The 24,335-nt window shown below is 64.7% G+C and carries 22 protein-coding genes; 15 read left to right on the top strand and 7 right to left on the bottom strand.

The annotated features are described in order from the left end of the window. Positions 1-6: 6 nt before the first annotated feature. The gene (gene pmcY, locus GEV39_RS21840; protein WP_173891191.1) at positions 7-426 is read right to left on the bottom strand and encodes a periplasmic Zn2+ metallochaperone PmcY; all 420 of its coding nucleotides are present in this window, start codon (positions 424-426) and stop codon (positions 7-9) included. Positions 427-542: 116 nt separating this feature from the next. Here pmcY and hrpB point away from each other — a divergent pair, with 116 nt between their 5' ends. Next, complete coding sequence (gene hrpB, locus GEV39_RS21835) at positions 543-3,071, top strand: ATP-dependent helicase HrpB (protein ID WP_173891190.1); 2,529 nt, start codon at positions 543-545, stop codon at positions 3,069-3,071. 47 nt (positions 3,072-3,118) lie between these two features. Here the strand turns inward: hrpB and GEV39_RS21830 are convergent, their stop codons facing one another. Then, positions 3,119-3,775, bottom strand: a complete 657-nt coding sequence (locus GEV39_RS21830; RefSeq protein WP_173891189.1) for a YciC family protein — start codon at positions 3,773-3,775, stop codon at positions 3,119-3,121. 166 nt (positions 3,776-3,941) lie between these two features. Between GEV39_RS21830 and GEV39_RS21825 the strand changes: the two genes are divergently transcribed. The 5 genes from GEV39_RS21825 (at position 3,942) to rhlE1 (ending at position 8,314) form a co-directional block, all read left to right on the top strand. Further along, on the top strand, positions 3,942-4,691 hold the full coding sequence (locus GEV39_RS21825) for a DUF2076 domain-containing protein (protein WP_173891188.1): 750 nt from the start codon (positions 3,942-3,944) through the stop codon (positions 4,689-4,691). Positions 4,692-4,767: 76 nt separating this feature from the next. Beyond that, on the top strand, positions 4,768-5,247 hold the full coding sequence (locus GEV39_RS21820; protein ID WP_009681780.1) for a LabA-like NYN domain-containing protein: 480 nt from the start codon (positions 4,768-4,770) through the stop codon (positions 5,245-5,247). Between the two features lie 8 nt (positions 5,248-5,255). Beyond that, positions 5,256-5,861 carry a 3'-5' exonuclease gene (locus tag GEV39_RS21815; protein WP_110676596.1) on the top strand — a complete coding sequence of 202 codons (606 nt, stop codon included), beginning with the start codon at positions 5,256-5,258 and terminating at the stop codon, positions 5,859-5,861. Between the two features lie 146 nt (positions 5,862-6,007). Further along, a complete protein-coding gene (yedA, locus tag GEV39_RS21810) occupies positions 6,008-6,928 on the top strand; it encodes a drug/metabolite exporter YedA (protein ID WP_173891187.1) in 921 nt (306 codons plus the stop codon). Between the two features lie 54 nt (positions 6,929-6,982). After that, positions 6,983-8,314, top strand: a complete 1,332-nt coding sequence (rhlE1, locus tag GEV39_RS21805; protein WP_054911680.1) for an RNA helicase RhlE1 — start codon at positions 6,983-6,985, stop codon at positions 8,312-8,314. A 27-nt stretch (positions 8,315-8,341) separates the two neighbouring features. On the opposite strand, the gene GEV39_RS21800 is transcribed toward rhlE1, so the two are convergent. From GEV39_RS21800 to pmrG, 3 genes are all read right to left on the bottom strand, one after another. Next, positions 8,342-9,583 (bottom strand): TIGR03862 family flavoprotein, encoded by a 1,242-nt coding sequence (locus tag GEV39_RS21800; RefSeq protein WP_173891186.1) that lies wholly within the window; start codon positions 9,581-9,583, stop codon positions 8,342-8,344. Positions 9,584-9,731: 148 nt separating this feature from the next. Further along, positions 9,732-10,646 carry a histone deacetylase family protein gene (locus GEV39_RS21795; RefSeq protein WP_173891745.1) on the bottom strand — a complete coding sequence of 305 codons (915 nt, stop codon included), beginning with the start codon at positions 10,644-10,646 and terminating at the stop codon, positions 9,732-9,734. Positions 10,647-10,810: 164 nt separating this feature from the next. After that, a complete protein-coding gene (gene pmrG / locus GEV39_RS21790; RefSeq protein ID WP_173891185.1) occupies positions 10,811-11,497 on the bottom strand; it encodes a lipopolysaccharide core heptose(II)-phosphate phosphatase PmrG in 687 nt (228 codons plus the stop codon). A 179-nt stretch (positions 11,498-11,676) separates the two neighbouring features. On the opposite strand from pmrG, the gene GEV39_RS21785 reads away from it, so the two are divergent. The 4 genes from GEV39_RS21785 to GEV39_RS21770 all read left to right on the top strand — a co-directional run bounded on the left by GEV39_RS21785 (position 11,677) and on the right by GEV39_RS21770 (position 14,985). Beyond that, positions 11,677-12,246, top strand: coding sequence for a GNAT family N-acetyltransferase (locus tag GEV39_RS21785; RefSeq protein ID WP_009681789.1), 570 nt, complete (start codon positions 11,677-11,679; stop codon positions 12,244-12,246). Positions 12,247-12,395: 149 nt separating this feature from the next. Beyond that, positions 12,396-13,265, top strand: coding sequence for an acyl-CoA thioesterase II (tesB, locus tag GEV39_RS21780; RefSeq protein WP_009681790.1), 870 nt, complete (start codon positions 12,396-12,398; stop codon positions 13,263-13,265). Beyond that, entirely contained in the window at positions 13,262-13,852 is a 591-nt protein-coding gene (locus tag GEV39_RS21775) for an HAD family hydrolase (protein ID WP_029887396.1), read from the top strand. Before tesB ends, GEV39_RS21775 begins: the two co-directional genes overlap by 4 nt. Positions 13,853-13,974: 122 nt before the next feature. Beyond that, positions 13,975-14,985 carry a zinc-dependent alcohol dehydrogenase family protein gene (locus GEV39_RS21770; protein WP_173891184.1) on the top strand — a complete coding sequence of 337 codons (1,011 nt, stop codon included), beginning with the start codon at positions 13,975-13,977 and terminating at the stop codon, positions 14,983-14,985. A gap of 30 nt (positions 14,986-15,015) precedes the next feature. Here the strand turns inward: GEV39_RS21770 and GEV39_RS21765 are convergent, their stop codons facing one another. After that, entirely contained in the window at positions 15,016-15,717 is a 702-nt protein-coding gene (locus GEV39_RS21765) for a FadR/GntR family transcriptional regulator (protein WP_173891183.1), read from the bottom strand. 262 nt (positions 15,718-15,979) lie between these two features. On the opposite strand from GEV39_RS21765, the gene GEV39_RS21760 reads away from it, so the two are divergent. Beyond that, positions 15,980-17,332 carry an MFS transporter gene (locus GEV39_RS21760; protein ID WP_115294826.1) on the top strand — a complete coding sequence of 451 codons (1,353 nt, stop codon included), beginning with the start codon at positions 15,980-15,982 and terminating at the stop codon, positions 17,330-17,332. 19 nt (positions 17,333-17,351) lie between these two features. After that, entirely contained in the window at positions 17,352-18,707 is a 1,356-nt protein-coding gene (gene gudD, locus GEV39_RS21755) for a glucarate dehydratase (RefSeq protein ID WP_173891182.1), read from the top strand. A 113-nt stretch (positions 18,708-18,820) separates the two neighbouring features. On the opposite strand, the gene GEV39_RS21750 is transcribed toward gudD, so the two are convergent. Further along, positions 18,821-19,708, bottom strand: coding sequence for a LysR substrate-binding domain-containing protein (locus GEV39_RS21750; protein WP_173891181.1), 888 nt, complete (start codon positions 19,706-19,708; stop codon positions 18,821-18,823). 99 nt (positions 19,709-19,807) lie between these two features. Here GEV39_RS21750 and GEV39_RS21745 point away from each other — a divergent pair, with 99 nt between their 5' ends. The 3 genes from GEV39_RS21745 (at position 19,808) to gabP (ending at position 24,159) form a co-directional block, all read left to right on the top strand. Continuing rightward, positions 19,808-20,758 (top strand): 2-hydroxyacid dehydrogenase, encoded by a 951-nt coding sequence (locus GEV39_RS21745; protein ID WP_173891180.1) that lies wholly within the window; start codon positions 19,808-19,810, stop codon positions 20,756-20,758. 176 nt (positions 20,759-20,934) lie between these two features. Continuing rightward, positions 20,935-22,278: an MFS transporter gene (locus GEV39_RS21740; RefSeq protein ID WP_173891179.1), complete on the top strand. Its 1,344-nt coding sequence runs from the start codon at positions 20,935-20,937 to the stop codon at positions 22,276-22,278. A 489-nt stretch (positions 22,279-22,767) separates the two neighbouring features. Next, positions 22,768-24,159, top strand: a complete 1,392-nt coding sequence (gabP, locus tag GEV39_RS21735) for a GABA permease (protein WP_054882033.1) — start codon at positions 22,768-22,770, stop codon at positions 24,157-24,159. Positions 24,160-24,335 lie beyond the last annotated feature (176 nt).

Here is a 24,335-nt window from a genome sequence, read left to right as displayed (position 1 = left end):
TGTGGTTCAGGCTGCTGGCATCAGGCCAAGGCTGGCCAATTGCTCGACACTGCCGCGGTGCTGGATAAGCCGCGGGTCGTCAAGCGGCAGGCGCTGGCCCAGTTCGGTTTCAAGAATGGCCTGCAGTTTCAGGTTGTCGACCTTGCCATCCGGGCTGACGGCCTGTTGCAGTTTTGCCGGATCGACCTGGGCGGTGTGGCCGCCTGGGTAGTAGATGGCGCCGGTGGCGAAGTCGATGCCGAAGGCGATCAGCCCGGGGATCACGTAGAAGAGGATGCCGATAGCGTCCATGGCGGCAACCACCGGGTCGATCTTGCCACCGATCTGGCCGCGACGGTCCGGGTAGAAAATGGTGCCGCAGGCGGTCAGTTGGGTCAGCAGGGTAACCACGAGTGCGCCACTGATGGCGCGGGTTGGGATGCGCATGACAATCTCCGAAAGGGTATTGAGCAGGGCAAGCGAAGCGCCTGCGCCTGATGCTAAGACCATGATAAGGCAGGCTGCGTTCGCCGTTATACTCGCCAGACTGTTCGAGGACCACCATGATTTCATTACCCATTGATGCGGCCTTGCCCGCTTTGCGCCAAGCCTTGCAAACCCGTGACGAAGCGGTGCTCGAGGCGCCCCCGGGGGCGGGCAAGACCACCCGTGTGCCGCTGGCGTTGTTGCACGAGCCATGGCTGGCCGGGCAGACCATCCTCATGCTGGAACCTCGGCGCCTGGCCGCCCGCGCGGCGGCCGAGCGGCTGGCCAGTGAGCTGGGTGAGCAGGTTGGGCAAACCGTGGGCTACCGCATTCGCCTGGACAGCAAGGTGGGCCCCAGCACCCGTATCGAAGTGGTCACCGAAGGTATTCTTACCCGTCGCCTGCAAGCCGACCCGGCACTGGAAGGGGTGGGCTTGCTGATTTTCGACGAATATCACGAGCGCAGCCTGGATGCCGACTTGGCGTTGGCGCTGAGCCTCAACGGCCGTGAGCTGCTGCGTGACGACCCGCCCCTGAAAATCTTGCTGATGTCTGCCACGTTGGAGGGCGAGCGCTTGTCACGCTTGCTGGACGACGCGCCGGTCGTGCGCAGCGAGGGCCGCATGCACCCGGTGGATATCCGCTGGGGGCGGCCGTTCCAGCCGGGGGAATTCATCGAACCCCGGGTCGTGGAAAGCGTGCTGCAGGCGCTCGCCGACCAGGCGGGCAGCGTGTTGGTGTTTCTGCCGGGCCAGGCCGAGATCCGCCGGGTGCACCAGCATCTGCAGGAGGCCTTGGGCGAGCGCCCCGAGATCCTGCTGTGCCCGCTGCATGGCGAGCTGGACCTCAATGCCCAGCGGGCTGCCATCGACCCGCCGCCGGCGGGCCTGCGCAAGGTGGTGCTGGCCACCAATATTGCGGAAACCAGCCTGACCATCGAGGGCGTGCGGGTGGTGATCGACGCCGGCCTGGCCCGTGTGCCGCGTTTCGACCCAGGTAGTGGCATGACCCGCCTGGACACCCAGCGGATCTCCCGCGCCAGTGCCACCCAGCGGGCCGGCCGGGCTGGGCGCCTGGAGCCGGGCGTGTGCTACCGCCTGTGGTCCGAGGCCCAACATGACCAGCTTCCCGCCTACGGCACTGCCGAGATCCTGCAGGCAGACCTGGCCGGTCTGGCCCTGCAACTGGCCCGCTGGGGCGTCACCCCCGAGCAGTTGCGCTGGCTTGACCACCCCCCCGCGGCCGCCTTCGCTCAGGCCCAGGACCTGCTGGCGCGGCTGAACGCGTTCAAGCCAGGCCGCCGCGACAGCCTCAGCGAGCACGGCCAGGCCATGGCCGAGCTGCCGGCGCATCCACGTATCGCGCACTTGCTGCTGCGCGGCCAGGCGCTGGGCCTGGCACAGATGGCCTGCGATGTGGCGGCGCTGCTGGGCGAGCGGGATATACAGCGCGGCGGTGGCGCAGACCTGCACAGCCGGTTGGCGCTGGTCAGTGGCGAGAGCAAGGCGGTACGGGGCGGCCACGGTGGCGTGCAACGTGCCCGGCAACTGTCGCGCCAGTACCGTGGCCTGCTACGTGGCAAGGCCAGCGCGGCGGTCGCCGAACCGGGCCACCCACGCTGGCTGGGTGCACTGCTGGCACTGGCCTACCCCGACCGCGTTGCCCAGCAGCGCCGCGAAGGGGGAGCCGAGTACCGCCTGGCCAATGGCCGGGCGGCGCTGTTTGCCGAGGTCGATGCCCTGATGAAGTGCCCGTGGCTGGTAATCGCCGACTTGGGTAGCCGCCAGGGCCAGCGTGAAGAGCGTATCTACCTGGCCGCAGCGTTCGATTCCAGCCTGTTCGAGGATGTGCTGGCCGAGCAGGTGGAGCAGGTCGACATGCTCGATTGGGACGAGCGTGAACAGGTACTGCGCGCCGAGCGCCAACTCAAGGTGGGCGAGCTGGTGCTCAGCCGTGAGCCGCTGCCAGGCCTGGATAACGACGCCAAAGCTCGCGCGCTGCTTGGGCTGGTCCGCCGCAAAGGCTTGAACCTGCTGACCTGGACGCCGGAACTGCGCCAGTGGCAGGCGCGGGTCGCACTGTTGCGCCAGCTGGACTTGGCCGGGCAGGGCCACAGCGAGTGGCCCGACCTCAGTGACGAGGCCTTGCTCGCCAGCCTGGAAGACTGGTTGCAGCCGTATCTGGGCAAGGTCTCCCGACTGAGCCATTTCGCGGCCCTGGACTTGCCATCGCTGCTGCGCAACCTGTTGCCCTGGCCGCTGCCGCAGCGCCTGGAAGAACAGGCCCCGGCACACCTTGCCGTGCCCTCTGGCTCGAACATTCGGCTGGATTACAGCGAGAACCCGCCGATCCTCGCCGTGCGCCTGCAAGAGTTGTTTGGCCTGGCCGACACCCCGCGTATCGCCAACGGCCGCCAGCAGGTCAAGCTGCACCTGCTGTCACCGGCACGGCGCCCGGTGCAGGTCACCCAGGACCTGGCCAATTTTTGGCGTACGACCTACGCCGAGGTGAAAAAGGACCTCAAAGGGCGCTATCCCAAGCACTACTGGCCAGATGACCCACTGGTGGCAGAGGCCACGGCCCGGGCCAAGCCACGGGGCACCTGAAGGCGGCGCGGTGCCCTGCGCGCTGGCAGGCGACCGGGAGGGCGCCCTCAGGCGCCGGCTTTTTCTTCCAGCAACATGAACAGCCGGTAGAGCACCACGGTGCTGAACAGCTGCAGGAAGCCGCTGAGGCTGTCCATGGCCAGCTTCATGGCCGGCGATGGCTCGGGGAACGCCATGAGCAGCAACCCGTCGATCAGCCAGATCGGGGCCAGCACCGCGACCACGCAAACCATGATGCGCATGAAATGCCCGGTGGTCATGCTGGCGCTGTCGCGCATCGCCTGCACCACCGGCCGGCCACGCAGTACCAGCAGGTACTCGGCGAACACCAGGTTGATCATGATCCACACGCCTGGGAAGACGAACAGGGCCAGGCCCGCCATGATCAGCAGCGAGCTGATCAGGATCAGCAGGGCCAGTTGCGGCCACAGTTGCAAGGCGCGGGCGAACAGGTCGCGCTTGGCGATGTCCTGGCCCTGGCTACGGGTGTCCAGGTACAGGATCAGGGCGGCGCTGTACAGCGGATAGCACAGCAGGCTGATCAGCATGCCGTAGGCGGGCGATGCCTGGTCGCCCAGTTGCCGGTACAGCAGTTGGGTGAGCAGGGCCTCCAGCACGACCAGCGGCAGGCACAGCTGGATGATGTTCGGCAGGTGGCGGCGGAAAAAGTACAGGGAGTCGCGCAGGACGCTCAGCGGATTCATCGGGCTATATCGCATGGCAGTAAAAACAGGTGCATCACTTTAGCCCAAAGCAGGCGTGGCGCTGTCACTTGCTGAAAAATGTTTCACCCTTGCAGCGATTGAATCGCGCGGCGCAACGCCCCATCTTTGAGGTTGTCCGTTGTCCCGCTACCCATGAGGTCGCCCCATGAACACTGAAGAACAAACCCTGATCGACGGCCTGTTCGGCCGTCTCAAGCAAGCCGAGGACCCCAGCCAGCCGCGCGACCCGCAGGCCCAGGCCTGCATCGAGCAGCACCTGCGCCAGCAGCCGGCTGCGCCTTACTACATGGCCCAGGCGATCCTGGTGCAGGAAGCGGCGCTCAAGCGCCTCGACGAGCAGAACAAGCAACTGCAGGCCGAGCTGGAACAGGCCCGTGCCCAGGCGGCCCAGGGCGGCAACAGTGCGCCCAGCGCTGGCGGTGGCGGTTTCCTGTCCAGCATTTTTGGTACGGGCGGGCGCACTGCAGCGCCGCCGGTGCAGCCACAGCGGCCAGCGCCTGCGGTGGCATCGGCTGGCGGCTGGCGTGAGCCGGCGGCACCGGCCTATGCGCAACCGCAAGCACAGCAGCCTGGCATGGGCGCTGCGCCGGCACGCAGTGGTGCCAGCAGCTTCCTCGGTGGCGCCATGCAGACCGCCGCCGGTGTGGCTGGTGGTGTATTGCTGGCGCAAGGTATCAGCAGCCTGTTCAACCACAACGCCCAGCCCGAAGAGGTGGTCGAGGTGATCAAGGAAGAGCCTGCGCCGGCCAGTGACAGTGGTGGCTGGAATGACCAGGGCGGGCAGCAGCAAGTGGCCGACAATGGTGGCTGGGGCAGCGACCAGGGTGGTTACGCCGACACCGACTACAGCAGCGATGACGGTGGGTTCTTCTCGGACGACGACTCCTACGTCTGACAGGTCTGGCATACTGCTGGCATTTCCGGGGCAGCGCAGCGGCCCCGGCATTCCAGGCCAGACAAGAGGTTCCCAGGTGAAAAAGATCGCGCTGTTCGCCGATGTGCAGAACCTCTACTACACCGTGCGCCAAGCCCATGGTTGCCATTTCAACTACACCGCCCTGTGGGCCGATGTCTGCCGCGAAGGGCAGATCGTCGAGGCCGTGGCGTATGCCATCGACCGCGGCGACAGCAAGCAACAACAGTTCCAGCAGATCTTGCGCAACCTTGGTTTCGACGTGCGCCTCAAACCCTTCATCCAGCGCAGCGACGGCTCGGCCAAGGGTGACTGGGACGTGGGCATTACCCTGGATGTGATCGATGCCGCCAGCCGGGTCGACCAAGTAGTGCTGGCCTCGGGTGACGGCGATTTCGACCTGCTGCTGGAGCGGGTGATCCAGCGCCACGGCACTGAGGCGGTGGTGTATGGTGTGCCCGGGCTGACGGCGCTGTCACTGATCCGTGCCGCCAGCCGCTATGTACCCATCGAGGGTAAGTTGTTGCTCAAGCACTGAGGTCATTCGTGGAACGTATCGCTGTCATCGACTTTGAAACCACCGGCATTTCCCCTGGTGCCGGCTGCCGCGCCACCGAAGTGGCGGTGGTCATGCTGGAAGGCGGGCGTATTGTCGAGCGCTACCAGAGCCTGATGAACGCCGGTGTGCCGGTACCCGCATTCGTCGCCGGGCTGACCGGCATCACCACGGCGATGCTGCGCAGTGCGCCGCCGGTCGACAAGGTCATGAACGAGGTGGCCGAGTTTGTGGGTGAAACCCCGCTATTGGCGCACAACGCCGCGTTCGACCAGAAGTTCTGGGACTACGAGCTGGCGCGCATCGGCCGCAGCCGCAGCCAGTCATTTGCCTGTTCGCTGTTGTTGTCGCGGCGCCTGTTGCCGGCAGCGCCGAACCACAAGCTGGGCACCCTGACCCGCTGGGCGGGGCTGCCGAACACCGGTACTGCGCACCGGGCCATGGCCGATGCCGAAATGGCCGCCAACCTGATGCAGCACCTGGCCGGCGTGTTGCGAGAACAACATGGTGTGCAGCAGCTCTCGCATGGCCTGCTGTGCCGGTTGCAGAAAACACCGGCAGCCAAGCTGCGCGAGGCGCTGGTCAAGTATGCTTGAGGCGTGTTCGGCGCTTGCTTCAAGCGGCGCCCGCTTCAAACCGAACGCACCGAAAGTGTGCCGCTCATTTCAAGCCATTCTGTAACTTCTGTTCGCTCAGGCAGGCCCCTAGACTGTTCACCCGTAAACGGATTTCGAGTGTTCCAATGCCTGCCTCCCGTCGCATTCCCTGGTTGCTCATCGGCGCCTTCCTGGCGCTGTACCTGGTCTGGGGCTCCACCTACCTGTTCATCCGCATTGGCGTCGAGAGCTGGCCACCGATGCTCATGGCCGGTGTGCGTTTCCTGATCGCGGGTAGCCTGCTGTACGGTTTTCTGCGCTGGCGCGGTGCGCCGGCACCCACGTGGCCGCAATGGCGGGCTGCCGGGGCAATCGGCTTTCTGCTGCTAAGTTGCGGTAACGGCGGGGTAACGGTGGCCGAACACGCCGGCGTGGCCTCGGGGGTGGCGGCCCTGGCGGTGGCGACGGTGCCGCTGTTCACCTTGCTGTTCGGCCTGCTGTTCGGGCACCGCAACTCGAAACTGGAGTGGGCAGGCATTGCCCTTGGGCTGTTGGGTATCGCCCTGTTGAACCTGGGGTCCAACCTGCAGGCGAGCCCGATTGGCGCAGCGCTGATCATTTTTGCCGCGGCCTCGTGGGCATTCGGTTCGGTGTGGAGCAAAAGCCTGCCCCTGCCACAGGGGCCAATGGCCAGTGCCGCCGAAATGCTGGTGGGTGGCGCAGTGCTGTTGTTGGGCAGCCTGCTGTCGGGCGAGCGCATGACGCAGGTACCAAGCGCTGCCGGCTGGGGCGCGTTGGCCTACCTGGTGTTCTTCGGCTCTATCCTGGCCTTCAGCGCCTACATGTACCTGCTCAAGCACGTGCGCCCGGCAGCTGCCACCAGCTACGCCTACGTCAACCCAGCCGTGGCGGTGCTGTTGGGGATCCTGTTTGCCGGTGAACAGATCGGTGCCGAAGAGTGCGTGGCGATGGCGGTGATCATTGGCGCAGTGGTGCTGATCGGCCTGCCGCAGTGGCGCAAGCCTGCCAAACCCGTGTTGCCGTTGAGAGGCGAAATCTGCAAGTAGGCAGGGGCGATGCGGTAAACTTGCCGGCTTCGCTGAACCCCTGACGGTATTGCCATGAATTTCGCCCAACTCGGCCTGATCGAACCGCTGCTGCGCACCTTGCAGCAGCTGGCCTACACCACCCCCACGCCGGTGCAGGCCAAGGCCATTCCCGCCGTGCTGGCCGGCCGCGACCTGATGGCCGCGGCCCAGACCGGCACCGGAAAAACGGCAGGCTTTGCCCTGCCGGTACTGCAGCGCCTGGCCTTGGAAGGCGAGAAAGTGGCCAGCAACTCGATCCGTGCCCTGGTGCTGGTGCCGACCCGAGAGCTGGCCGAGCAGGTGCACAACAATGTGCGCGAGTACGCCGAGAACCTGCCGTTGAGCACCTATGCGGTGTACGGCGGGGTCAGCATCAACCCGCAGATGATGCGCCTGCGCCGTGGCGTCGACCTGCTGGTCGCCACCCCTGGCCGCCTGCTCGACCTGTTCCGGCAGAACGCGGTCAAGTTCAACCAGGTACAGACCCTGGTGCTGGACGAAGCCGACCGCATGCTCGACTTGGGCTTTGCCGAAGAGCTGCAATCGGTCTATGCCGCGTTGCCACGCAAGCGCCAGACTTTGCTGTTTTCCGCCACGTTCTCCGAGCAGATCCGCCTGCTGGCAGGGCTGGCCCTGAATGACCCGTTGAGTATCGAAGTCAGCCCACGCAATGCTACTGCCGCCAGCGTCAAGCAGTGGCTGGTACCTGTGGACAAAAAGCGCAAGGAAGACCTGTTCTGCCACCTGATGCGCAAGCAGCGCTGGAAGCAGGTGCTGGTATTTGCCAAGACCCGTAACGGCGTCGACCAGTTGGTGGCGCGCTTGCTGGCCGAGGGTGTTAATGCCGATGGTATCCACGGTGACCGCCCGCAGGCGACCCGCCAGCGCGCGCTGGACAGCTTCAAGGCCCGGGAAATCCAGGTGCTGGTGGCCACCGACGTGGCTGCCCGTGGCCTGGATATCGACGATTTGCCGCTGGTGGTCAACCTGGACCTGCCCATCGTTGCCGAGGACTACGTGCACCGTATCGGCCGCACCGGGCGGGCCGGCAACAAGGGCGAGGCGATTTCGCTGGTATGCGCCGATGAAGTGCAGCTGCTGGCGGCGATTGAGGTGCTGACCCGCCAGACCCTGCCGCGTCATGAAGAACCGGACTTCATTCCGGATCACCGGGTGCCGATGACCGACGCCAGTGGCCAGGTGATCAAGAAGCCGAAGAAGCCCAAAAAGCCGAAAGAGAACAGCGCCAAGCGTGGCTTGGGGCGCTGGATGGACAGCACCGAGGGGGGCAATGCCGAGCCTGCGGTGAAGGCGGTGCGCAAGGTACCCAGCTTCAATGGCGGGCCGCGCAAGCGCAAACCCTAGCCTCGCGGCGCCCACAGTGGGGCGATGTCAGCCGTGGGCTTTGAGCCATTGTGCAGCAGCCCGCCCGGCGTGCTGCCCGCTGGCAAAGCATGCGGTGAGCAGGTAGCCCCCGGTCGGTGCCTCCCAGTCCAGCATCTCGCCGGCACAAAACACCCCCGGCATGCTTTTGAGCATCAGCCCTGCATCCAGCCCCTCGAAACGGACACCGCCGGCGCTGCTGATCGCTTCATCCAGCGGCCGCGTGCGCACCAGGGTGATTGGCAGGGCCTTTATCGCGTGCGCCAACGCTACAGGGCTGGCAAAGGTTGCAGGGTCGGTCAGCTCGCGCAACAGTGCGGCTTTTACCCCATCGATACCCAGCTGGCTGTGCAGGTGCTTGGCCATGGAGCGCGACCCCCGTGGCCTGGCCAGTGCCTGGGCAATCTTGTCCACAGGCTTGTCCGGCAACAGGTCAAGCAACAACACGCCCCGGCCATCGCGGTTGATGGCCTCACGCACCGGCGCCGACCAGGCATACACCAGGCTGCCTTCCACACCTTGCGCGGTGAGGATGAACTCACCTTTGCGCGGTGCACTGCCAGGCACGCTGAGGGCGATGTTTTTCAGCGGCGCGCCGGCGAACTTGTCTTTCAACAGCGCGCTCCAGCCGGCGACCTCGAAACCGCAGTTGCTCGGTTGCAGGGGCAAGATATCCACAGCCCGTTCGGCCAGCAGCGCTTGCCAGCTGCCGTCGGAACCCAGGCGCGCCCAACTGCCGCCGCCCAGCGCCAGCACCAGCACAGCGGCGTTGACCAGGCGTTCGCCCTGTGGATAAGCGATGCGCAAGGCCCCCTCGGCGTTCCAGCCGAGCCAGCGATGGCGGGTGTGGATAACTACCCCGCTGTCGCGCAGGCGCTTGAGCCAGGCGCGCAGTAACGGCGCGGCTTTCATGTCGGTAGGGAATACCCGGCCTGATGTGCCGACGAAGGTCTCGATGCCCAGGCCGTGAATCCACTGGCGCAAAGCATCCGCGTCGAACTCGCCCAGCAGCGTGCCGATTTCACCTTGGCGTTCGGCATAACGGGCCACGAACGCGGGGTACGGCTCGGAATGGGTGATGTTCATACCGCCGACACCCGCCAGCAGGAACTTGCGGCCCACCGAAGGCATGGCATCGAACACCTCGACCGCCAAGCCTGCCTGGGCCAGGGCTTCAGCGGCCATCAGGCCGGCGGGGCCGCCACCGATGACGATAGCAAGGGGAGGCGATGCGGGGTTGAAATCGGGCATGGTGGGCAGCAGGCTGTGGAAAAGAGCCGCATTCTAGCGCAGCGTTGCCCCCGGAAGCACTGGTCAAAAAACAACCAGTGTTCTGCAGGCCTTGCTGCTCAAGGCCTGCAGCGGCTTTCCCGCAGGTTATCCACAAGCGGTTCCACAGTCATTGTGAACAACCGATGACACGCGCAGCGCTGTGGTGAAGAATGCCGTGGCGTTTGGCCAGGGCCACCCGGTCCTTGCTGTAGCCGCCGCCGATCACACCCATTACCGCAATATCGCGGCCCAGGCAGTGACGCAGCACGGCCTCGTCGCGGGCGGCCACGCCGGCGTCCGTCAGTTGCAGGTAGCCCAGCGCGTCGTCCTTGTGCACATCGACGCCGGCGTCGTACAGCACCAGGTCGGGTTGATACAGCGGCAGCAGGTAGTTGAGGGTGTCGTCCACCACGTTCAGGTAGGCGCTGTCGCCCATGCCCCGCGGCAGGGGAATGTCCCAATCGCTGTGGGCCTTGCGTGCCGGGAAGTTCTGTTCGCAGTGCAGCGAGACCGTGATGGCCTCCGGGGTATCGTGCAGGATGCGTGCGGTGCCGTCGCCCTGGTGCACGTCGCAATCGAAGATCAGCACCCGCTGGACACGGCCGGCCTCCAGCAGGTAGCGGCTGATCACTGCCAGGTCATTGAAGATGCAGAAGCCGGCAGGGTGGTCGTAGTGGGCATGGTGGGTGCCACCGGCCAGGTGGCAGGCAACGCCATGCTGCAGCGCCAGTTCGGCCGTCAGCAGCGAGCCGCCCACGGCCCGTACGGTGCGCCGGGCCAAGGCTTCGCTCCAGGGCAGGCCGAGGCGACGTTGGTCTTCGCGGGACAGCTCGCCATTCATGTAGCGTGCGATGTAGTCGCGGTCATGGGCCAGGGCGAGGATATCGTTGGGGCAGATGTCTGGGCGCAGCAAAGCCTGGTCGGTGGTCAGCCCACTGTCGACCAGGTGGTCGTGCAGCAGGCGGAACTTGTCCATCGGGAAGCGGTGCTCGGCAGGGAACTCCGGGCTGTAGTCTTCGTGGTAGATCAGCGGCAACGGCATGGGGGAGGTCGCGGTCAGGGCCAGTGCTGATCTTGCCATGGCCGGGGCAGCTTTGCTGCCCAATCGCCGGCAAGCCGGCTCCCACATGGGCCGCATCAGGGCTGACAGGTGTTTGCCACAGCGCCTGTGTGGCTTGCCGGCGATGAGGCCCGAGCAGGCCACTGCTATTTTGCGGCGCTGGCCAGCACCCGCTGCCAGTCGGGCTCATTCAGGCGGCCGAGGATGCGTGCCTTGCCGTTACCGTCCACCGAAACGAACAGCGCGCTGGCGTAGGCGCTTTCACGCTCGCCGCCGGCCACGTGCTGCTGGCGGGCGAAGTGATCGATGCAGCCGTTATGGGTCACCAGCACCAGGTTGTGCCCGGCACGCTTGTGCGCCAGGGCATCGCTGGCGAACTGGCTGTCGCAGCTTTCCAGCCAGTCTTCGCTGGCCACCGCCTGGCCGAGGATGAAGTGCGCGGTTTGCCGGGTGCGCAGTTTCGGGCTGCTGAGCATATCGGTGTTGGCCAGGCCCAGTTGGTGCATGCCTTGGCCCACCCGCGTGGCAGCCTGGCTGCCGGCCACGGTAATGCCGGTGGGGTCGTCCAGGCACGGGCCCGGGGCGCTGTCGCAGCGTTCGGCGTGGCGGATCATCACGATCACGGCACCGTCGGCCCAGTGCTGCAGCAGGCCGCTGTCACTCAGTTGTTGCTCGATGCCAAGGTCCACGATATGCGTCCTCGTCGCCAGCCAGGTGGTCAAGGCCGCCACGACCATGCACAAGCCAAGTGCGGCACCAAGGGCTTTGCGAGACAGGCGCCGTTTGCGCCGGGCGTGAATGGCAGGGTGCCCCAGGGTATTGCTCGATAGCATGCGTTGCTCCAGTGACAGGGCCGTGGCGGGCACGGCAGTGATGGCCGCATTTTGCTAAGCGAGCTGTCGGGAGCCGGTGAAGGGCGTGTGAAAATTGCATTCGGTTGCGGCCCGTTGGGTGAACACCGCGCCGGCGCCTACGCTGTAGACTGTAATTCGGCAAAACCGGAGCAGGCCCGATGACCTCCACCCTTCAACTGGAAAGCGCGCGGCTGGTGCTGCGCCAATGGCACGACGATGACCTGCGTGAATTTGCGGCACTGTGTGCCGACCCGCAGGTGATGCGTTACTTCCCGGCACCGCTCACACGCCTTGAAGCTGCCGCGCTGATTGGCCGGATACGCGGGCACTTCAACGAATACGGTTTTGGTTTGTGGGCGCTGGAGCGCAAGGACAGCGGTGCATTCATCGGCATGACCGGCTTGCTGCAGGTAAACTTTGACGCCGATTTCGCGCCAGCCGTGGAGATTGGCTGGCGCCTGGCCCGGCGCCACTGGGGGCTGGGCTTTGCCAGCGAAGCCGCGTGGACCTGCCTGCGCTGTGCGTTCGCCCAATTGCGCCTGAACGAGGTGGTGTCGTTCACTGCCGAAAGTAACTTGCCATCGCAAAAGGTGATGCAGGCCATCGGCATGCAGCAAGACCTGCGCGGTAGCTTCGAGCACCCGCGCCTGCCCGCAGGCCACCCGCTACGCCCGCATGTGCTGTACCGCATCGACCGTGCGCACTGGGAGCACACCCTGCGCGCCTGAATGCACAGCCATGCTCGGTGCGAATGGCAAACGCTGTATTATTTGCCCATTGAAAGGGCGCTGGGCCGCAAGGGGTTCGGCGCCTGTGAGTTCGAGCGCCGCCCAGGCGGCGCAGCGCGAGCAAGGCTCGCTTCTACGGAGATGCCCCAATGAGTCATGTGTTGGACGACCTGGTCGACCTGTTGAGCCTCGAAGCCATCGAGGAGAACCTGTTCCGTGGGCGCAGCCAAGACCTGGGCTTCCGCCAGCTGTACGGCGGCCAGGTGCTGGGCCAGTCGTTGTCGGCAGCCAGCCAGACGGTCGAAGACGCGCGCCATGTGCACTCGCTGCATGGTTATTTCCTGCGCCCGGGAGACGCCAGCCTGCCGGTGGTGTACTCGGTGGACCGTGTGCGTGATGGCGGCAGCTTCAGTACCCGGCGGGTGACGGCGATCCAGAAGGGCCAGACCATTTTCACCTGTAGCGCCTCGTTCCAGTACGACGAGGAAGGCTTCGCCCATCAGGCGCAGATGCCCGACGTGGTCGGCCCGGAAAACCTGCCTACCGAAGTGGAACTGGCGCGTGCCATGGCAGACCATCTGCCTGAACGCATCCGCGACAAGGTGCTGTGCGCCAAGCCAATCGAGATTCGCCCGGTCACCGAGCGTGACCCGTTCAACCCCAAGCCAGGCGACCCGGTGAAATATGCGTGGTTCCGCGCAGACGGCAACCTGCCCGACGTGCCGGCCCTGCACAAGTACCTGCTGGCCTACGCCTCGGACTTCGGCCTGCTCACCACTGCGCTGGTGCCGCATGGCAAGTCGGTTTGGCAGCGTGACATGCAGATCGCCAGCCTCGACCATTCGCTGTGGTTCCACGGCAACCTGCGTGCCGACCAGTGGCTGCTGTATGCCACCGATAGCCCGTGGGCAGGTAATTCCCGTGGCTTCTGCCGCGGCAGCATTTTCAACCAGGCCGGGCAACTGGTGGCATCGTCGAGCCAGGAAGGCCTGATTCGCCACCGCAAGGACTGGGCATGAGCCTGCAGCAGGTGCGCAACTGGGTGTTCGACATGGACGGCACCCTGACCGTGGCGGTGCATGACTTTGCCGCCATTCGGGAGGCGCTGGGTATCCCTGCCGAAGACGACATCCTTACCCACCTGGCGGCTTTGCCAGCCGACGAAGCCGCGGCCAAGCATGCCTGGCTGCTGGAGCATGAGCGTGAGCTGGCGGAGGCCTCCACCGCGGCGACCGGGGCGGTTGAACTGGTGCGCGAACTGGCTGCGCGTGGTTGCCGGTTGGGGATACTGACCCGCAATGCGCGGGAACTGGCCCATGTGACGCTGGAAGCGATCGGCCTGGCGGACTGCTTCCCGGTAGAGCATGTGCTCGGGCGTGACGAGGCGGCACCCAAGCCGAGCCCGGATGGGTTGCTGAAGATTGCCGCGGCCTGGGGCGTGGCGCCGAGCGAGCTGGTGATGGTGGGTGACTACCGTTTTGACCTGGACTGCGGGCGCGCAGCGGGGGCACGCACGATATTGGTGAATGTGCCAGATAACCCATGGCCGCAACTGGTGGATTGGCACGCGGTCGATTGCCGGGCACTGAAGGTGATGCTGGGCTGAGTCGATAGTGCGCAGCCCGATCGCGACACAACGCCGCTGCTGCAAAGCCCGTGAAGCTTTTGCAGCCCATAGACCTGTCTATGCTCATTTCCATTCCTGACGTTGATACGGAGACCCAACCCATGACCAGCAAGGCCATCTACGTTCAACCTGGCGGCGGCTACGACAAGGTCGAGGTCGGCAGCAGCGAGGCTGCGGCCCCTCAGGCCGGCGAGATCACCGTGCGCCTGCACGCCAGTTCCCTGAACTACCACGACTTCGCCGTGGTGAGTGGCATGTGGGGGCCGAGTGAGCGGCGCATCCCCATGGCCGACGGTGCGGGCGAAGTCGTTGCCGTAGGGGCCGGCGTCAGCGAGTTTCAGGTCGGCGACAGTGTCGTCAGTACGTTCTTCCCGGACTGGCTCGATGGCCAGGCCAATGTCGAAGGCTTTGCCCGGGTGCCGGGTGACGGCATCGATGGCTACGCCCGCGAACAGGTCACCGCCCGTGCCACCGCGTTTACCCTGGCACCTTCGGGCTTCAGCCATGCCGAAGCCGCCACCCTGACCACTGCCGGCGTGACCGCCTGGCGCGCGCTGATGTGCGACGACCACCTCAAACCGGGCGACACGGTGCTGGTGCAGGGCACCGGTGGCGTGTCGATCTTCGCCCTGCAGTTCGCCAAGCTGGCAGGTGCCACGGTGATCGCCACCTCGTCCAGCGATGCCAAGCTGGAGCGGCTCAAGGCCTTGGGCGCTGACCACTTGATCAACTACAAGCGCACCCCGGCATGGGGGGAGAAAGTGCGCGAGCTGACCCATAACCGTGGTGTCGATCACGTGATCGAGGTGGGTGGCCCGGCTACCCTGGAGCAGTCGATGATCGCTGCACGGATCGGCGGGCATGTGTCGTTGATCGGCATTCTTACTGGCGTGGCCGGGCAACTGCCGCTGGTGCAGGCATTGGTGCGGCAGATTCGCCTGCAAGGGGTGCTGGTAGGCAGCCGGGCGCAGCAGCAGGCGATGGTGCGGGCCATTGATGCCAACGGTTTGCGGCCGGTGGTGGATAAGCACTTCGAGCTGGAGCAGATCGTCGACGCGTTCCGTTACCAGGAGAGCAACCGGCATTTCGGCAAGATCTGCCTGACCTGGTAAGCGCCGGGGCCGCTGTGCCGCAATTGCCCGTCAATCGGGTAGCAGCCGGTCGCGGCTGTTGGACAGGTGCAGGCACACCGCCGCGCGTGCCGCATCCGGGTCTTGCCGGCGGATGGCATTGAGGATTGCCTCGTGCTCCAGGTTGGCCAGGTATGCCTGCGCTGCCATCTTCGATCCACTGCGCTCGGCTTGGGCCATGCGGTTGCGCGGAATCAAGCCGTTACCCAGCTGCAGCAGCATCTCGGTGAAATACAGGTTGCCGGTGGCTTCGGCAATCAGCAGGTGAAAACGCCGGTCGGCCTCGATGCAGCTGTCACCTGCCGCCGCCAGGTCCTGGTAGTCATCCAGTGCCTGGCGCATGCGCGCCAACTGCCCATCATCGCGGCGTAGCGCTGCCAGCGCGGCGGCCTGGCCTTCCAGGCCAATCCGCAGCTCCAGCAAGTCGCGCACATTTGCTGCGCTTTCCGCTGCAACGCGCAACCCGGCCTGGGCTTGGCGCGCCATCACGAAGGTGCCGATACCGTGGCGCGGTTCCACCAGCCCCGAAGCCTGCAACTTCGACAAGGCTTCGCGAACCACCGTGCGGCTAACCCCGTGCTCGCGTACCAGTTTGTTCTCCGACGGCAGTTTGTCGCCGGGCTTGAAGGTGCCCAGCAGAATCTGCTGGGTCAGGCGGGAGACCAGGTCATGTGCGCGGCTGTGGCCGCGTTTGTGCGCGTGATCAGGAAGCATGCTGTGGTCTATCTCGTGTTGAGCTTGTATGACAAGTTAATTGATAAAAATATTTTTTGCCTAATTTTTCGCCATACGAGTGTGCAGTTAGACTGGTCGTTTTTGCAAGATCGAAACAAATTGGCTTTATTGCAGCTTGTATTTTGCCATTTGAGCGATGTTGTTGATCTTGTCGTACAACGTCTCGGGGCCTATGCTCGTTCCCACTGCCATGTCAGACAACCCCGACCCGCACAAAAACAATTTAGTGGGAGATCCACCTGTGAACGACACCCTCGCTCCGTCTGCCCGGAATGAAGGCGACGCGTTGGCCAGCGCCGTGGCCAAGGTCAAGCGCCACGTGCTGCCGCTGTTCGTCATCATGTTCATCGTCAACTACCTGGACCGCGTCAACATCGGCTTCGTCCGCCCGCACCTGGAAAGCGACCTGGGCATCAGCGCTGCAGCTTTTGGCTTTGGTGCCGGGCTGTTCTTCATCGGCTACGCGCTGTTCGAGGTGCCTTCGAACATGCTGCTGCAGAAGGTGGGTGCCCGCTTGTGGCTGACCCGCATCATGTTCACCTGGGGGCTGGTGGCCACGGCCATGGCCTTCGTGCAGAACGAAACCCAGTTCTATGTACTGCGCTTTCTGCTCGGCGTGGCCGAAGCGGGCTTCTTCCCTGGGGTGATCTACTACTTCACCCGCTGGTTGCCGGCGGCCGAGCGCGGCAAGGCAATCGCCATTTTTCTCAGCGGGTCGGCGCTGGCTTCGCTGATTTCCGGCCCCTTGGCCGGGGCCTTGATGCAAATCCAGGGGCTCGGCCTGCACGGCTGGCAGTGGATGCTGTTCATCGAAGGCATGGCCTCGGTGGCGTTGTGCTTCTTCGTGTTCTTCTGGCTCGACTCCAAACCGCAGGACGCCAAGTGGCTAAGCCAGGCCGAGCAGGATGCGCTGGTCGCGACCATCGACCGTGAACAGCAAGCGCGCGAGGCGCTGGGTGCGGTCAAGCCGTCGGCATGGAGCCTGCTCAAGGACCGCCAGATCGTACTGTTCTGCCTGATCTACTTCTGCATCCAGCTGACCATCTACGCGGCCACCTTCTGGCTGCCGAGCATCATCAAACGCATGGGCGACCTCAGCGACCTGCAGGTCGGCTTCCTCAACTCCATCCCGTGGTTGATCTCGATCCTGGCCATGTATGCCTTCGCTGCCGGTTCGGCACGCTGGAAGTTCCAGCAGGCCTGGGTGGCAGGCGCCCTGGTGGTCGCGGCCATCGGCATGTTCATGTCCACCACTGGCGGGCCGGTGTTCGCCTTTGTCGCCGTGTGCTTTGCCGCCATCGGCTTCAAGTCGGCCTCGTCACTGTTCTGGCCGATCCCGCAGGGCTACCTGGATGCTCGCATCGCGGCGGCGGTGATAGCCCTGGTCAACTCGGTCGGCAACCTCGGCGGCTTCGTTGCCCCCACCACGTTCGGCCTGCTGGAGCAGCAGACCGGCTCGATCCAGGGCGGGTTGTATGGCCTGGCGGTGACTTCGGTGCTGGCGGCAATTGCCATCTTCTTCGTACGTACACGCCCCAAGGGCGCACCTTCCGATAGCCTGAAGGCCCCTGCGGCCTTGGGCCAGACCCACTGACGACTGCGAGACAACAACCATGAATATGCAGACAACACCCGCCGTTCACACCAGCACCCCGGTGGTCACCGACCTGCGCGTGATTCCGGTGGCTGGCCACGACAGCATGCTGCTCAACCTCAGTGGCGCACATGGCCCGTTCTTTACCCGTAACGTGGTGGTACTGCGCGACAGCGCGGGCAACACGGGCCTTGGCGAAGTGCCGGGTGGCGAGAGCATTCGCCAGACCCTGGAAGACGCCCGCAGCCTGGTAGTAGGCCAGCCGATCGGTCACTACCAGCGCGTGCTCAATGCCATGCGCCAGACGTTCGCCAGCCGCGACTCGGCAGGGCGCGGCCTGCAGACCTTCGACCTGCGTATCACCGTGCATGCCGTGACGGCGATCGAATCGGCGCTGCTCGACCTGCTCGGCCAGCACCTGAGTGTGCCAATGGCGGCGCTGCTGGGCGAGGGCCAGCAACGTGATGCGGTGAAGATGCTGGGCTATCTGTTCTATATCGGCGACCGCCAGCAGACCGACCTGGCCTACCGCAACGAAGCGGACAGTGACGACGACTGGTTCCGTGTGCGCCATGAAAAGGCCCTGACACCCGAGACCGTGGTGCGCCTGGCCGAAGCGGCCAAGCAGCGTTACGGCTTCAGCGACTTCAAGCTCAAGGGCGGCGTGCTGCGGGGGGAAGAGGAAATGGAAGCAGTGACGGCGCTGGCCGAACGCTTCCCCGAAGCACGCATCACCCTGGACCCCAACGGGGCCTGGTCACTCAAGCAAGCCATCGCCCTGTGCCGCGACAAACACGATGTGCTGGCCTATGCCGAAGACCCATGCGGCGCCGAGAACGGCTACTCGGGCCGCGAGGTGATGGCCGAGTTCCGTCGCGCTACGGGTTTGCCCACGGCTACCAACATGATCGCCACCGACTGGCGGCAGATGGGCCATGCGATCCAGTTGCAGTCGGTGGACATTCCGCTGGCCGACCCGCATTTCTGGACCTTGCAGGGCTCGGTGAGGGTGGCGCAGATGTGCAACGACTGGGGGCTTACCTGGGGTTCGCACTCCAACAACCACTTCGATATTTCGCTGGCGATGTTCACCCAGGTGGCGGCTGCCGCGCCGGGTGAGATCACCGCGATCGACACCCACTGGATCTGGCAGGACGGCCAGCGCCTGACCCGTGAGCCGCTGCGCATTGTCGACGGCCATGTGCATGTGCCGGCGCGGCCGGGGTTGGGGGTGGAGCTGGATGAGGATCAACTGGCCAAGGCCCACGAGTGCTACCGCAACATGGGGTTGGGGGCGCGGGATGACAGCGTGGCGATGCAGTTCCTGATTCCGGGTTGGCGCTTTGATAACAAGCGGCCTTGCCTGGTGCGTTAAGGCTGCTGGCCTCTTCGCGGGCTTGCCCGCTCCCACAGGTCCGGCGCAGCAGTTGAATCTTGCGCTGTACCTGCGGGAGCGGGCAAGCCCGCGAAAAGGCCAGCAGCTCCCTGTCAACCTGCTTCAAAAAACGCCCGCGCCATCTCTACGAATGCCCCCAGCACCGGGTTGGGGTTATCCCGGCAGAACGCCAGGAAGATCTCTGCCTGCTGCTCCATGCCCACCAGTGGCCTGAACGCCACCTGCTCCAGGCGCAGGGCTTGCGCCGATGCCGGCACCACTGCGCACCCCAGCCCTACATTGACCAGGCCCAGGATCGAATGCGTCTGCCCCAACTGATGCAAGTACCGCGGCTGCACTTGATGCCGGGCAAACAGGTTGGCGATACGGTCATGGAAATAACGCCCTTCGTTGGCGCTGTACATCACGAACGGTTGCTCGTCGAAGTCGCCCGGCCTGAGCCGCTCACGCGCCGCCAGCGCATGCCCGGCGGGCAGGGCGGCAACGAAGGGTTCACGGTGGATCGGCAAGTACTCCACGCGCGCGCTGGGCAGCACCTGGCGCACCAGGCCGACGTCGATCAGCCCCGCTTCCAGGTCGTGCACCTGCGTGCTGGAGACGCGCTCGCTAAGCACCAGTTCGATATCCGGCAGAGTCTGCCCGGCGTGCACCAGCAAGCGCGGGATCATGCTGTAGGCGCCAACGGCGGTGAACCCCAAGGTCAGCCGGCCGGCTTCGCCGTGGGCGATGCGCCGCGCCGATTGGCTGGCCGACTCGGCGATCTGCAGGATGCGCCGGGCGTCTTCGAGAAAGCTCTGGCCTGCCAGGGTCAGCCGCGCCTGGCGGTTGTTGCGCTCGAGCAGCAATACGCCCAAGGCATGTTCCAGCAGTTGGATCTGCCGGCTCAAGGGTGGCTGGGTCATGTGCAGGCGGGTCGCGGCGCGGCCGAAATGCAACTCTTCGGCCACGGCCACGAAGCAGCGCAACTGGTGCAGCTCCATGATTCAATTCCTGAATTATTCGATCCAGCATCTATATTAGACCTGTATCAAACGGCGGCCTAGCATCGAGTCATGTCTTTGAACTGCCGGACGCCCACCATGAACCACACCCCCATCGAAGTGCTGTTGACCCAGCCCTTGCCTGAGGCCATCGATGCCCAATTGGTCAGTGCCTATCAGGTCCATCGGCTGTACCAGCAGCCCAATCCGCAACAGCTACTGGAACAGGCCGGCCCGCGCATTCGCGGCGTGGTTACCGGCGGTGCCAAAGGCTTGCCCACCGCGCTGATGGACCAGCTGCCTGCGCTGGAGATCATCGCCATCAGTGGCATCGGCACCGACGCTGTCGACCTGCGCCATGCGGCCAGCCGCGGCATTCATGTCACCACCACGCCAGGCGTGCTGACTGCCGACGTTGCCGACCTGGCCATGGGGCTGATCATCAGCAGCCTGCGCCGCCTGGGCGAGGGTGAGCGGCTGGTGCGCGAGGGTTTGTGGGGCAAGGTCGACTTGCCACTGGCACGCCGGGTCAGCGGTTGTGCGCTGGGCATCGTCGGCCTTGGCCAGGTGGGCAAGGCAATCGCCCGCCGCGCTGCTGCGTTCGACATGAGCATTGCCTACAACGGGCGGCGCGAGCAGCCAGGCACAGGCTACCGCTATGAGGCGGACCTGGTTGAGCTGGCGCGGTCGGTGGATGTGCTGGTGGTCGCCGCTGCCGCCGACGGCGGGCAGGTGCTGGTGACGGCCGAGGTGCTGGAGGCGCTAGGGCCGCAGGGTTATCTGGTCAACGTGGCGCGCGGCAAGTTGGTGGATGAAGCCGCACTGGTCGAAGCGTTGCGCGAAGGGCGCATTGCCGGGGCCGGGCTGGATGTTTTCGTAGACGAGCCTTACGTGCCCCCGGCCTTGCTGGACCTGAACCAGGTCAGCCTGCAACCGCATCGGGGTAGCGCCACGCTGCAGACCCGGTTGGAGATGGGGCGCATGGTTTTGCTCAACCTTGAGGCCTGTTTGCGCGGTGAGCTGCCGCCGAATCGGGTGGTTCACCTTTAGGGCCCTTTCGCGGGCACGCCCGCTCCCACAGGCGTGATACAGGTCCTGAGCATTGTGCAGTACCTGTGGGAGCGGGCATGCCCGCGAAGAGGCCGGCACAGGCAACACAAAGGCCCCAGGGCCACCCCTTCTGCGCACAAGAACAATCGCTTCCACCGAGAAGCAAGAGGGTCCACATGAACAGCAAAACCGCCGTCGCCGCACCGCAGGCCCTGGCCGGGATCGGTCGCCATCGCTTCCTGGTCCTGGCGCTGATCTTTGTCATTACCGTCATCAACTATGCCGACCGCGCCACCTTGTCGATCACCGGCACCGAGGTGCTTGCGGACCTGGGCCTGGACCCGGTCATGCTGGGCATGATTTTCTCCGCGTTCGCCTGGGCCTATGCCCTGGGCCAGGTGCCCGGCGGCTGGCTGCTCGACCGCTTCGGTGCCCGGCGTGTCTACGGCATCAGCCTGATCCTGTGGTCGTTGTTCACGTTGCTGCAAGGCACCGTGGGCTGGGTGGGCCTGGCCGGTGCCTCGGCGGCGGTGGCGCTTTTCTCCATGCGTTTCATGCTTGGCCTGGTGGAGTCCCCGGCCTTTCCCGCCAACTCGCGCATTGTCAGCTGCTGGTTCCCGACCCGCGAACGTGGCACGGCATCGGCACTGTTCAACTCGGCGCAGTACATGGCGGTGGTGGTGTTTGCCCCCCTGATGGCCTGGATGACCCACGCCATGAGCTGGGAGCAGGTGTTTATCTGGATGGGCGTGCTGGGGCTGCTGCTGAGCGTGGTCTGGTTCCGTTTGTACCATGAGCCGCACAGCGCCCCGGGGTTGAGCCGCGAAGAGCTGGACTACATGCGTGAGGGTGGCGCCCTGGTCGACCTGGAACAGGAGCGCAAGGCCGCCAGGAGCAAGCCGACCCGCGCAGAGCTTGCGCAACTGTTCACCAGCCGCAACCTGTGGGCGGTGTACATGGGCCAGTACTGCATCACCGCGCTGACCTACTTCTTTATCACCTGGTTCCCGATCTACCTGATCAAGGGGCGCGGCATGACCATCATGGAGGCTGGCTGGGTGGCCGCGTTGCCGGCCATTTGCGGCTTCACGGGCGGCATTCTGGGGGGCTTCGTATCCGACTGGCTGATCCGCCGCGGCGTGCACCCGTCCAGGGCCCGCAAGACCCCGTTCATCATTGGCATGGCGCTGTCCACCTGCCTGGTGCTGGCCAACTATGTAGATGGCAACGCGGCGGTGATCGCCCTGATGACCCTGGCTTTCTTTGGCAAGGGCCTGGCGGCGGTGGGCTGGGCGGTGCTGTCGGATGTGGCGCCGACGAAGATGGTCGGCCTGTGCGGTGGTGTATTCAATGGCATCGGCAACATTGCCGGCATCGTCACCCCACTGGTGATTGGCTACGTAGTGGCCAGCACCGGCTCGTTCCACAACGCACTCTGGTTCGTGGCCGCCCATGGCGTGCTGGGGATCCTCGCTTACCTGTTGCTGGCCAGGCGCTTCGAGCGTACCGGGCAGGCGTAGGCAGACGCCTTGGCAACAGAGGCCCCGGGAGACCGGGGCTTTTTTGTGGCTGGCTGCCAGTGGTGTTGCCTATACCGGCCTATCGCCGGCAAGCCGGCTCCCACAGAGTACTTCACAGGTTCTGAAGCGTGTGGAGGACCTGTGGGAGCCGGCTTGCCGGCGATAGGGCCGGTACAGGCAATACACAACCAGATGAAAAACAAAAGCACCCAACGCCCCGATGGCGCGATTGGATATGCCATTCGCGACATATGGCGCCAAGGGAAATGCCCTGTCGTGATCGAACAGTTCCGGGGCGTTCTCGTGTAATTTCCCACCGCCCCGCGGGGCTTAAATGAAGCCCGAACCGCACTGACACCTTGCGCTGTGACGCGTGCCAAAGATCAACAACAGCATGCGAGCATTGTGTCGACCTACCCAACTCAAAGGAGCTATTTTCGCCTACGCCTGCCCGTCCATCCTTGTGTCAGCAAAAAGAGAACAACATCAATGAACACCGTGGGATCTGATGGCAACCTTGCACAAGGTTTCAAGCCACGACACGTAACGATGCTGTCTATCGCCGGCATCATCGGCGCCGGACTTTTCGTCGGCTCTGGCCACGCCATTGCGGCAGCCGGCCCAGCCACCATAATTTCCTATTTCGTAGCCGGAACCCTGGTGGTTCTGGTCATGCGCATGCTCGGCGAAATGGCCGTGGCGCACCCTGACACCGGATCGTTTTCCACCTACGCCGACCAGGCCATCGGCCGCTGGGCCGGCTACACCATCGGCTGGTTGTACTGGTGGTTCTGGGTACTGGTCATTCCGATTGAGGCGCTGGCCGCCGGGCATGTGCTGAACGCCTGGTTCCCCCAGGTGGACAGCTGGATCTTCGCCTTGGCCTCGGTGCTGTTGCTGGCCGGGACCAACCTGTTCAGCGTGGCCAAGTACGGCGAGTTCGAGTTCTGGTTCGCCATCCTCAAGGTCACGGCCATTCTCGGTTTCATCGGCCTGGGCTTTGCCGCGCTGATGGGCTGGCTGCCCAACCGCGAAGTCAGCGGCTTGAGCGGGTTGATGGCTGACTACGGCGGTTTTGCGCCCAATGGCTGGTCGGCTGTGGTCGGGGCGTTCATTACCGTGATGTTCAGCTTCATCGGCACCGAAGCCGTGACCATTGCTGCCTCCGAGTCCAGCGACCCGTCGCGCAACATCGCCAAGGCCACCCGCTCGGTGATCTGGCGCATCAGTACCTTCTACATCCTGTCGATCTTCGTGATCATCTCGGTGGTGCCGTGGAACGATCCGCAGCTGGCGGTGGTGGGCTCGTACCAACGTGCGCTGGAGATCATGAACATACCCAACGCGGCATTGATGGTCGACCTGGTGGTGCTGGTGGCGGTAACCAGTTGCATGAATTCGTCGATCTACATCGCATCGCGGATGATGTACTCGCTGGCCAAGCGCGGTGACGCCCCGGCCTTCCTCAACAAGACCTCCAAGGTTGGCGTGCCGCGTGCGGCGGTGTTTGGCAGCACCCTGATCGGGGCCGCCATCGCCATCCTCAACTACTTTGCGCCCAAGGGTGTGTTCGAGTTCCTGCTGGCCAGCTCTGGCGCCATTGCCTTGCTGGTGTACATGGTCATTGCCATCTCGCAGCTGCGCATGCGCCGCCGCCTGGAGCGGGAGAACACCGAGCTGAAGTTCCGCATGTGGCTGTTCCCGTACCTGACCTGGGCGGTGATCATTTTCATTGGCGGGGCGCTGGCGGTCATGATGTACACGCCTGAGCACCGCGCAGAGGTGAGCTCCACATTGGGGCTGGCGATTGTGATCTCCTTCCTGGGCATCGTGACTTCGCGGGGCCATGCGCAACCGGTAGGGGCGCGGTCGATGGGGTGAGTGGGTTCACCCGGGGTCAAGACAAAAGGCACCTATGGATAGGTAATGCCTGTCAGTTAAGCGTTACTGGGGCTGCTTTGCAGCCCTTCGCGGGCACGCCCGCTCCCACACGTTCGGCGCTGAACTCAAGAAATGCGCGATCCCTGTGGGAGCGGGCGTGCCCGCGAAGGGTCGCA

This window comes from Pseudomonas sp. NY5710, assembly GCF_013305665.1.
Classification (GTDB): Bacteria; Pseudomonadota; Gammaproteobacteria; order Pseudomonadales; family Pseudomonadaceae; genus Aquipseudomonas; species Aquipseudomonas juntendi.
The sequence above is the reverse complement of the archived record's forward strand: the minus strand, read 5'-3'. Positions and strand labels throughout refer to the sequence as shown.